At 55.8% G+C, this 10,171-nt stretch carries 8 protein-coding genes and 1 rRNA gene; 4 read left to right on the top strand and 5 right to left on the bottom strand.

Annotated features, from left to right (window positions below; translation table 11 throughout):
- Positions 1–50 precede the first annotated feature (50 nt).
- The 4 genes from KCR01S_RS12665 to KCR01S_RS25155 form a co-directional block, all read right to left on the bottom strand.
- The gene (locus KCR01S_RS12665; RefSeq protein ID WP_061283089.1) at positions 51–1,112 is read right to left on the bottom strand and encodes a DUF2955 domain-containing protein; all 1,062 of its coding nucleotides are present in this window, start codon (positions 1,110–1,112) and stop codon (positions 51–53) included.
- Positions 1,102–2,169, bottom strand: a complete 1,068-nt coding sequence (locus tag KCR01S_RS12670; RefSeq protein ID WP_061283090.1) for an HlyD family secretion protein — start codon at positions 2,167–2,169, stop codon at positions 1,102–1,104. Before KCR01S_RS12670 ends, KCR01S_RS12665 begins: the two co-directional genes overlap by 11 nt.
- A gap of 4 nt (positions 2,170–2,173) precedes the next feature.
- The gene (locus KCR01S_RS12675; RefSeq protein WP_061283091.1) at positions 2,174–2,641 is read right to left on the bottom strand and encodes a MarR family winged helix-turn-helix transcriptional regulator; all 468 of its coding nucleotides are present in this window, start codon (positions 2,639–2,641) and stop codon (positions 2,174–2,176) included.
- A 95-nt stretch (positions 2,642–2,736) separates the two neighbouring features.
- Positions 2,737–3,033 carry a YebF family protein gene (locus KCR01S_RS25155; protein ID WP_167348825.1) on the bottom strand — a complete coding sequence of 99 codons (297 nt, stop codon included), beginning with the start codon at positions 3,031–3,033 and terminating at the stop codon, positions 2,737–2,739.
- A gap of 675 nt (positions 3,034–3,708) precedes the next feature.
- On the opposite strand from KCR01S_RS25155, the gene trpS reads away from it, so the two are divergent.
- From trpS to KCR01S_RS12700, 4 genes are all read left to right on the top strand, one after another.
- A complete protein-coding gene (gene trpS, locus KCR01S_RS12685; RefSeq protein ID WP_061283093.1) occupies positions 3,709–4,716 on the top strand; it encodes a tryptophan--tRNA ligase in 1,008 nt (335 codons plus the stop codon).
- 263 nt (positions 4,717–4,979) lie between these two features.
- Positions 4,980–6,047, top strand: coding sequence for an HlyD family secretion protein (locus KCR01S_RS12690; protein ID WP_061283094.1), 1,068 nt, complete (start codon positions 4,980–4,982; stop codon positions 6,045–6,047).
- Positions 6,044–8,779 (top strand): ribosome-associated ATPase/putative transporter RbbA, encoded by a 2,736-nt coding sequence (gene rbbA, locus KCR01S_RS12695; protein ID WP_061283095.1) that lies wholly within the window; start codon positions 6,044–6,046, stop codon positions 8,777–8,779. The genes KCR01S_RS12690 and rbbA overlap by 4 nt, the downstream gene beginning before the upstream one ends.
- Entirely contained in the window at positions 8,779–9,903 is a 1,125-nt protein-coding gene (locus KCR01S_RS12700) for an ABC transporter permease (protein ID WP_061283096.1), read from the top strand. Before rbbA ends, KCR01S_RS12700 begins: the two co-directional genes overlap by 1 nt.
- 158 nt (positions 9,904–10,061) lie before the next feature.
- On the opposite strand, the gene rrf is transcribed toward KCR01S_RS12700, so the two are convergent.
- A 5S ribosomal RNA gene (gene rrf / locus KCR01S_RS12705) occupies positions 10,062–10,171 on the bottom strand; the annotation flags it as partial.

Below are 10,171 nucleotides of genomic sequence, written 5' to 3' on the forward strand. Positions count from 1 at the left end.
CGGCTATTGTAAGCACAGATGAGGGAGAAGAATCAGCGTTCTGAAGTGAGCTACTTCACAATAAATCGCGTTGGGGCAAAACAGTTGAGCAGACGATGGAGAATAAAGACCATCGTCAGGGTCGCCAGCAGCGATACCGTCACCGAGGTTGCGCGGTAGAGATCGCTGAATACCAGATCGCCATCCGGCTGGAGATTCTGGCCGAACATGATGCCGATGGTGGTGATACTGGCAAAACCTACGCCCGCGCCGACTTTTTCCATCACGTGCAGCCGTGCGCTAAAGGCAAGGCCAAGGCCAATCAGCGGCATCATCAGCAGCATATGGCTGCTGTGATCGTAGAGGATCAGCTGTACCACCAGAATATACAGACAGGCCAGCACCACGCCCGCCACGCGCCAGATCGAGCTTATCACCGCGCCGCGATAGTGCATCGGGAAGAGGATCAGGATCCCGGCCATCAGCGCCGAGAGCGAGTCGCTCAGATCGCTTATCTGGAAAACGACGAAGATGATCGTCGCTACGGTGCCGGAGAGCAGCGATTCGTGGCGCACGCGGGCGGCGTCTTTTTCAATCAGCGGCGGCGGCTTACGCGGTTCCACATCCGGGATCAGGTAATGCAGCAGCGCGCTCAGCGCCACCGCCATCACGCTAGCTTCGATGTTAGAAAACAACAGCGTATGCCAGTTAGCGGTCGGATAGCTCATAAAGTTGAGCATCACGCTTTGGCACACCACGCCCATTGAGCCGAATAAAAACAGCGGCCCTTTACTCATAAAGCGAAAGCGCACCACGTACAGTGCGAACACCACCGCCGTCATGATCACCGGCCATTGGCTGAGATAACCGATGATCAGCACCATTTCGAGGCAGTTTAGCGACGCGCTAAAGATAAATTGTTTGGCAACGTGGCGGTTAAACACCGGCACCAGCGACATCAGCAGCAGTGGATAAACCACAAAGAAGACGCCGTAGTGGGTGTCGTAAAAGGTCGAAATGCTCAGTGCAATCGTCCCGGCGATAGAAATGCGCATGGTCTGACGGAAATCATTCGCCGTATAGACGATGTTTCCGTGAGGGGTAAAGACCTGCGCGAGGGTGTTAATAGACATAGTGCAGCCAGCTTATAAGATGGATTTGCAGCCCGGAGAAGAAGCGCGCAAAGGCACCTTCACTGTTGTAGAGTTGCACCGTGGCACGTGCACCGGTCGGCAGCGTTTTCTCCAGCGGTTCATCGAGGGCGACGTGGATACGCATACGCTGCGCGTCACGCACCCAACGGGTCGACTGCTCGGGCTGCGACAGTTCACCGTTCACCGCTTCCTGGCCTGCGAGAATACCGGCATCGCTGCTGGTGACCTTCGCGGCAAACACTTTACCGGGAAACGCATCAAAGACTACCGCCGCATCAGTACCCTGTTTGGTATGACGCAGGCTCTTTTCGCGGAAATCAGCGACGATATCGGTGTTTTGATTCACGACAGCCATCACCGCGCTGCCTGCTGCCGCGTACAGCCCTGGGCTCAGCTGCAGGTTACTGACGGTACCATCTGCTTCAGCACGAATCTTCGTCCAGCCGAGGTTCAACTGCGCTTCCTGTAGCGTGGTCTGATACTGCTGAAGCGTCACGTTGCGATTATCGTCACGTTCACCGCGCTGGATTTGCAGATTATGAATGGTGGCATGCAGCGCGGCGACCGACTGTTCGCTGGTCTGCCAGGTGGTGCGAACTTTATCGAGATCCGCCTGTGAGACGTTCTGCATACTGCTTAAACGCTGATAGCGATCGTAGGTCACCCGATCGTTACGCGCGGTGAACTGCGCGGTTTTCAGGTTCGCTTCGGCGGCAGCAATTTGCGCATCAAGCTGCTGGTTGCTCAGTTTGGCCTGCGCCAGCGCCAGCGTGGCAGCATCGACCTTATTCTGGAAAGGCGTGGGATCGAGCTCGTACAGCAGATCGCCTTTTTTCACTGCGCTGTTGTTATGCACGTAGACCTGCGACACATAGCCGGAGACGCGCGAGGAGATCGGCGTCACCACGCGCATCACCGTGGAGTCCGGGGTGAGCGGGATCCAGATATCAGCGACGATAAAATAGGCAAACATCAGCAGGAAAGAGACAATACTGACCCTTACCCAGCGGGCAAACTTTTGTTCTGGCGTCATCATGGTGTTATTCGGTTTTGTTATTCTCTTCGCGGATAATCCGCAGATTGCAGGCAATGTGATTCAGGGTGTCGCTAAACTTCGCGATGTCTTCGGCGGGGATATCGTGTGATACCCGAGTCTGGAACGCTTCAATCACCTGGTTTAGCGTCTGGAGCACGGACCGACCTTCATCGGTGAGCGTCAGCAGGCGAATGCGTTTGTCATACGGCGAAACCGTGCGCAGCAGATAGCCCTGCTGCTCCAGCAGCGTGAGCGTGCGCATCAGCGGCGGCAGCTCAATCCCCTGCATCTCCGCCAGCTCGCTCACCGACACGTTATCGCCCAATTGATGGAGCTGCATCAGCACCGTCCAACTGGACTGGGTCAGGCCGGTATCGGTAATCGCATGATCGATGATAGATCGCCATTGGCGTACAACCATCGCCATACGCATCCCCATCGGGCGGCGGGCAAACAGTTCATCTTCAGTCATGACGATCTCCGGTTATGTCGTACAGGTACGATAATACTTACCATGATAAGTATCAAGGAACGCAACCGCTAAACCGCATGGAATGCACAATGGCCCTACTTTCCGGCGATGTATTCCACATCCATCAAGGCGCAGTCGACAAAACCAATACGGGCGAGCGTGGTGGCGGGGCCTTTGGCAACGAACGGCACGCGGTATTCATCATCCTCAATAGTCACTTTGCCAAATACCAGCTCTGGCGTCAGTGTACCGAGGGTGCTTTTTTCGCGATACCAGTGGGGGAAACGGCCTCGTAAGTAGTCATCTTTTACCCTTAACAAGGCTTTTCGGGAAAGTTCAAGGCGACAAATAGCGGTATCATCCGAGTCGACCTCATGAATAAGAAATATCACCGTAACGCCCGAAGTCAGCAGGGCACAAAATAGTGCAGTCACTAATAATGTTTTTTTCATGCTGAAGGTAAGTTGATTGGTTTAAATAGTTATGACATCAATAGTCATTCTAGAAACAAATAAACGCTTGTAAAGCAACGCATTGGTATTTTTTCGTAAATATCGAGCAATTCAATCAATAAAAAATATCAGTCCTACGAAGATAATCGCAAGCGCAATCAACAAAATCATCATTTCATTATACATGCGCTAAAAAAGATACTTAATTATTCCTACAGAATTAGAATTATCTAATCTATTATTATTAAAGAGGTCATCTTTGAGCATGTGAAACGGAATGGTTTTATATTTTCCGCTGATAAATTCTTTTTCAGTAAAGACAATAAATATAACCGCCGGGGGCATTATTCTTCTAATTATTAACTTTCGACGATTGCAACAAGCCCTCTTCTTCGCGGAACAAAATCACAGGGTCTAAGAGTGGACAACGGCCCCTGTTTGGTGGCAGGATAAAAAGATGAACACAAATGTGACCGTCCTTCGCTCAAACCGTTGGTGGCTGCCTGCATAACAGGCGGCACGGGTTACGTTACCTATTTTCCAGAAGCCGCCGAAAGGCGGCTTTGTTGTTTCTCAGTGGCGTCTTTCGGCTCAATGCATGATAAGGAGTCTCTGATGAACACCCTCCACACAATCCTGACCGGCGACCGTCCAACCGGGCAACTGCACCTCGGCCACTACGTGGGGTCTTTACGCCAACGCGTCCAGCTTCAGTATGAACATCAACAGTTTATCCTGATTGCTGATCTTCAGGGGCTGACGGATAACGGCAGCAATCCGCAGAAAATCAGCCACAACATCCTTGAAGTGATGGCCGATTATCTGGCCGTCGGCATCGATCCGCAGCACACCACCATTTGCCTACAGTCAGCCCTCCCCGCGCTGGCTGAGCTGACCGCGCTGTATATGAATATCGTCACCGTCGCCCGCGTCGAGCGTAATCCTACGGTCAAAAACGAGATTGCGCAGAAAGGCTTCTCCCGCGCGCTGCCGGTGGGTTTTATGGCCTATCCGATAAGCCAGGCCGCAGACATTACGGCTTTCAACGCAGACTTTGTGCCGGTGGGCGACGACCAACTGCCAATGATTGAGCAAACCAACGAGATTGTGCACAAGATGAATAGCCTGACGACCACACCAGTGCTGCGCCACTGCAAAGCGCTGCTGAGCGACGTCAGCCGTCTACCGGGTATCGACGGCGGGGCGAAAATGTCGAAATCGTTAGGCAATACGCTGACGCTTTCGGCCAGTGAAACCGAAATCCACCAAGCGGTGAGTGCCATGTATACCGACCCCAATCATCTGCGGGTGGCCGATCCGGGGCAAATCGAAGGTAACGTGGTCTTTACCTATCTGGATGCTTTCCATCCGGATAAGGCTCTGGTCGCCGAAATGAAAGCGCATTATCAGCGCGGTGGCCTTGGCGACAGGCAGTGTAAAAATGTGCTAGAGAGCTGCTTGCAGGAGCTGCTGGCTCCTATCCGCGAACGCCGCGCCAGCGTGATTCAGGACAAAGGACAGCTAATGGCGCTACTACGCCAGGGCAGCGAGCGGGCGCACGAAGTGACACAGCAGACGCTGCATGCCGTCAAACGCGGGCTGGGACTACCGGTACTGTTCTGAACGCCGCACGGGCATCCGCCTGACGGATGTCCGCACCGTGTTTTGATGTTTCGTGTTAATGCCTTTGCAAGACCCTGTTACAAGTATGGACATAAGTCAGGTCAGTGTTAGTATGATATTGACGATAGCTATATTTATGCGTGTTTCATTTACGGCCAGGATTGCTGATGATGACCACATGAGTAGCACTCTTCACAGCATCCTTCCCCATTTTCATCACGAAACGCGCGCCACTCAGCAACAGGGAACAGAGCGGGTAGCGTATGGACAAAATCAAACGGCATTGGGCCTGGTATCTCGTGGGTGTCGCGGTGGTCGTTGCCGCCGTGGCGTGGTGGGCGCTGCGTCCACCAGGATTGCCGGACGGGTTCGCCAGCAGCAACGGCAGAATTGAAGCCACCGAGGTGGATATCGCCACCAAAACCGCCGGGCGTATCGACAATATTCTGGTCAAAGAGGGACAGTTTGTTCGCCAGGGCGAAGTGCTGGCGCAGATGGATACCCGGGTACTGAACGAGCAGCGTCTGGAAGCCGCCGCACAAATCAAAGAGGCACAAAGCGCCGTGGCCGCCGCCCGCGCGCTGCTCGATCAGCGGCAAAGCGAAATGCGGGCCAGCGAATCGGTGGTGAAGCAGCGTCAGGCGGAGCTCGATTCCACCGCAAAACGCCATGCCCGCTCCAGCACGCTGTCCCAGCGCGGCGCAGTATCCGCGCAGCAGCTTGACGATGACCGTGCCGCCGCCGAAAGCGGACGTGCGGCACTCGAATCCGCCAGAGCGCAGGTTTCAGCCGCCAAAGCCGCCATCGAAGCCGCACGCACCAGTATTATTCAGGCGCAAACCCGCGTCGAAGCCGCTCAGGCCACCGAACGCCGCATCATGGCCGACATTGACGATAGCACGCTGAAAGCCCCGCGCGATGGGCGCATTCAGTACCGCGTTGCCGAGCCGGGTGAAGTGCTGGCCGCCGGTGGTCGGGTACTGAATATGGTCGATCTGGCCGACGTCTACATGACCTTCTTCCTGCCAACCGAACAGGCGGGCCTGTTGGCCATCGGCAGTGAAGTGCACATCGTCCTCGACGCCGCCCCCGATCTGGTGATCCCCGCCAATATCAGCTTTGTCGCCAGCGTCGCCCAGTTCACGCCGAAGACCGTAGAAACCAGCGATGAGCGGCTAAAACTGATGTTCCGCGTGAAGGCGCGTATCCCGCCAGAGCTGCTGGAAGAACATCTTGAGTACGTGAAAACTGGCCTGCCGGGGATGGCCTATGTGCGGTTGGATAATAAGCTGCCGTGGCCTGCCGAGCTGGCGGTGAGGCTGCCGCAATGAAACAGGATATCTACCCTGCGGTCGCCCGGCTGGAAAACGTCAGTCAGCATTTTGGTGCCACTACCGCGCTGCGTGACATCACGCTGACCCTGCCCTCCCGTTGTATGGTGGGCCTGATTGGCCCAGACGGCGTAGGCAAATCCAGCCTGTTGTCGCTGATTGCCGGCGCGCGAGCCATCGAGCAGGGCAACGTGATGGTACTGGGCGGAGATATGCGCGATGCCCACCATCGCCGCGACGTGTGCCCGAAAATCGCCTGGATGCCGCAGGGGCTAGGTAAAAACCTCTACCACACGTTGTCGGTGTATGAAAATGTCGACTTTTTTGCTCGCCTGTTTGGTCATGATAAAAGTGCGCGCGAAAGCCGCATCGACTCGCTGCTGCAAAGTACCGGGCTGGCCCCGTTCCGCGACCGTCCAGCGGGGAAACTTTCCGGCGGAATGAAGCAAAAGCTGGGGTTATGCTGCGCGCTGATCCACGATCCGGAACTGTTGATTCTCGACGAACCGACGACCGGGGTCGACCCCCTTTCAAGGGCGCAGTTCTGGGAGCTTATCGACAGCATTCGTGAACGTCAGCCGGAGATGAGCGTACTGGTAGCCACTGCCTATATGGAAGAGGCCGAGCGCTTCGACTGGCTGGTCGCCATGAACGCCGGGGAAGTGTTGGCCACCGGCAGCGCCGAAACCCTCCGAACGCAAACGGCTACCCAGACGCTGGAACAGGCATTTATCGCGCTGCTGCCAGAAGCGCAGCGTAATGCGCACCAGCAGGTGATTATCCCACCGCGCGATACCCGCGAAGAAGAGATCGCCATTGAGGCGCGCGGGCTGACCATGCGCTTCGGCGATTTTGTTGCCGTCGACCATGTTAACTTCCGTATTGCCCGCGGTGAAATCTTTGGCTTCCTCGGCTCCAACGGCTGCGGGAAATCCACCACCATGAAGATGCTGACCGGTTTGCTGCCAGCCAGCGAAGGGGAAGCCTGGCTGTTTGGCCAGCCGGTCGATCCAAAAGATATCGAGACCCGTCGCCGGGTGGGCTATATGTCGCAGGCGTTTTCACTTTACAGCGAGTTGAGCGTAAGGCAGAACCTGGAGCTACACGCACGGCTTTTCCATATTCCCGATGCCGAGATCTCCGCCCGTGTCGCTGAGATGACCGAACGTTTCATGCTGCGCGACGTAGAGGATACGCTGCCCAGCGCGCTGCCGCTCGGTATCCGCCAACGTTTGTCGCTGGCGGTGGCGGTGATCCATCGCCCGGAAATGTTGATCCTTGATGAACCCACTTCCGGCGTTGATCCAGTGGCCCGCGATATGTTCTGGCAGCTGATGGTCGACCTGGCCCGCCAGGATAAAGTGACCATCTTTATTTCCACCCACTTTATGAATGAAGCGGAACGCTGCGACCGAATGTCGCTGATGCACGCGGGCAAAGTGCTGGCCAGCGATACCCCGGCGGCGCTGGTCAAGCAGCGCGGCGCCGCAAACCTGGAAGAGGCGTTTATTGCCTGGCTGAAAGACGCCGCCGACCCGGCTCCCGACGCACAGATGTCCGATGCGCCAGTCAACACCGACGCCGCGCCAGAGCAGCCGCGTCAGGCGTTTAGCCTGCGCCGCCTGTTTAGCTACAGCCGTCGCGAGGCGCTGGAATTGCGGCGCGATCCGGTACGATCGACGCTGGCCTTGCTGGGAACGGTGATCCTGATGTTCATCATGGGCTATGGGATCAGCATGGACGTGGAAGATCTGCGTTTCGCGGTACTCGACCGCGATCAAACGGTAAGCAGCCAGCGCTGGACGCAAAATATTGCCGGATCACGCTACTTTATCGAACGCACACCGCTGGCCAGCTATGACGAGCTCGACCGGCGAATGCGCGACGGTGAGCTAGCCGTTGCCATCGAAATTCCGCCAAACTTTGGCCGCGACATCGCGCGCGGTACGCCGGTGGAGATTGGCGTGTGGGTGGATGGCGCAATGCCAAACCGGGCCGAGACAGTTCGCGGCTATGTGCAGGCGATGCATTTAGCCTGGCTGCAGGAGATGGCGGGGCTACAGCCGAATGCCAGCGGCGATGTTTCGCTGGTTTCTATTGAGACACGCTATCGCTATAACCCTGACGTGAAGAGTCTTCCTGCCATCGTTCCGGCCGTGATCCCACTGCTGCTAATGATGATCCCAGCCATGCTCAGCGCACTCAGCGTGGTACGGGAAAAAGAGCTGGGCTCCATCATCAACCTGTACGTAACGCCCACCACCCGCAGCGAGTTTTTACTTGGCAAGCAGATACCGTATATCGTGCTCGGGATGTTTAACTTCCTGCTGCTGTGCGCCCTGTCGGTATTTGTTTTCGGCGTCCAGCATAAGGGGAGTTTCCTAACGCTGACGCTGGCGGCGCTGCTGTACGTCACTATCGCCACCGGGCTGGGATTGCTGATCTCCACCTTTATGAAAAGCCAGATCGCGGCGATCTTTGGTACCGCGATCATCACGCTTATCCCGGCAACCCAGTTTTCGGGAATGATCGATCCCGTTGCCTCCCTGGAAGGGCCAGGCCGATGGATTGGCCAGATCTACCCAACCAGCCATTTTCTGACGATTGCTCGCGGGACATTTTCTAAAGCGCTGGGGCTTAGCGATCTGTGGGTCTCCTTTATCCCGCTGCTGATTGCGGTGCCATTGGTTTTAGGGCTTTCCGTTTGGCTGCTGAAAAAACAGGAGGGATGATGCGCGGATTACGCAATATTTATAACCTCGGCGTGAAGGAGCTACGCAGCCTGCTGGGTGATAAAGCCATGCTGGCGCTGATTGTCTTCGCCTTCACCGTATCGGTTTACTCGTCCGCCACGGTGATGCCCGGTTCGCTGCACCTGGCGCCCATCGCCATTGCGGATATGGATAAATCACAGCTTTCATCACGAATTATTAATGGCTTTTATCGGCCATGGTTTCTCGAGCCAGAGCTGATTACCGCCGACGAGATGGATGCGGGACTGGATGCCGGGCGCTACACGTTTGCCATCAATATTCCACCTAATTTTCAACGAGATGTGTTGGCAGGCAGGCAACCGGATTTGCAGGTTAACGTTGATGCGACGCGTATGAGTCAGGCGTTTACCGGCAATGGCTATATTCAAAATATTGTCAGCGGAGAGGTGAACAACTTTGTTGCCCGCTACCGGGATAACAGTACGCTGCCGGTCGAGTTGGCGGTGCGCATGCGTTTTAATCCAAACCTTGAGCAGGCGCGGTTTGGCGCGGTGATGGCCATCATCAACAATATCACCATGCTGGCGATTGTGCTGGCCGGTTCGGCGCTGATCCGCGAACGTGAGCACGGCACGGTTGAACACCTATTGGTGATGCCGGTGACGCCGTTTGAGATCATGCTCGCCAAAGTATGGTCGATGGGGCTGGTTGTCCTGATTGTTTCCGGGCTATCGCTGATGCTGATGGTTCAGGGGATTTTGCAGGTTCCCATAGAGGGTTCGATTCCGCTGTTTATGCTTGGTGTGGCGCTAAGTCTCTTCGCGACAACGTCTATTGGTATTTTTATGGGGACAGTTGCCCGCTCGATGCCGCAGCTTGGTCTGCTGATGATTCTGGTCTTGCTGCCGTTACAGATGCTGTCTGGCGGCTCAACGCCGCGCGAGAGTATGCCGCAGGTAGTACAAGATATTATGCAGACCATGCCGACGACCCACTTTGTGAGCCTGGCGCAGGCGATTCTCTATCGCGGGGCCGATTTTTCCATCGTGTGGCCGCAGTTCCTGACGCTGCTGGCGATCGGGGCAGCATTCTTTACGATTGCGTTGGTGCGTTTTCGTAAAACGATTGGTGAGATGGCGTAATCAAACCCGGTGGCCGGAAGTGTAATACCTTTTCGACCGCCTTTGCTGGCCCGTTTTCGGAGGGAAACAGGCTCAACTGAGTCGATAATCGTTCTTTTTTCTGATGTACAGACGCAAAAAAGCCCATCCGTCAGGATGGGCTTCTTCACTTGTTTGATGCCTGGCAGTTCCCTACTCTCGCATGGGGAGACCCCACACTACCATCGGCGCTACGGCGTTTCACTTCTGAGTTCGGCATGGGGTCAGGTGGGACCACCGCGCTGTTGCC

The sequence above is a fragment of the Kluyvera cryocrescens NBRC 102467 genome, from assembly GCF_001571285.1.
In the GTDB taxonomy this organism is placed as follows: domain Bacteria; phylum Pseudomonadota; class Gammaproteobacteria; order Enterobacterales; family Enterobacteriaceae; genus Kluyvera; species Kluyvera cryocrescens.

Excerpts from the sequence above, each read along its gene's own strand:
- KCR01S_RS12665 (WP_061283089.1), bottom strand. The coding sequence starts at position 1,112 with ATGTCTATTAACACCCTCGCGCAGGTCTTTACCCCTCACGGAAACATC.
- KCR01S_RS12670 (WP_061283090.1), bottom strand. The coding sequence starts at position 2,169 with ATGATGACGCCAGAACAAAAGTTTGCCCGCTGGGTAAGGGTCAGTATT.
- KCR01S_RS12675 (WP_061283091.1), bottom strand. The coding sequence starts at position 2,641 with ATGACTGAAGATGAACTGTTTGCCCGCCGCCCGATGGGGATGCGTATG.
- trpS (WP_061283093.1), top strand. The coding sequence starts at position 3,709 with ATGAACACCCTCCACACAATCCTGACCGGCGACCGTCCAACCGGGCAA.
- KCR01S_RS12690 (WP_061283094.1), top strand. The coding sequence starts at position 4,980 with ATGGACAAAATCAAACGGCATTGGGCCTGGTATCTCGTGGGTGTCGCG.
- rbbA (WP_061283095.1), top strand. The coding sequence starts at position 6,044 with ATGAAACAGGATATCTACCCTGCGGTCGCCCGGCTGGAAAACGTCAGT.
- KCR01S_RS12700 (WP_061283096.1), top strand. The coding sequence starts at position 8,779 with ATGCGCGGATTACGCAATATTTATAACCTCGGCGTGAAGGAGCTACGC.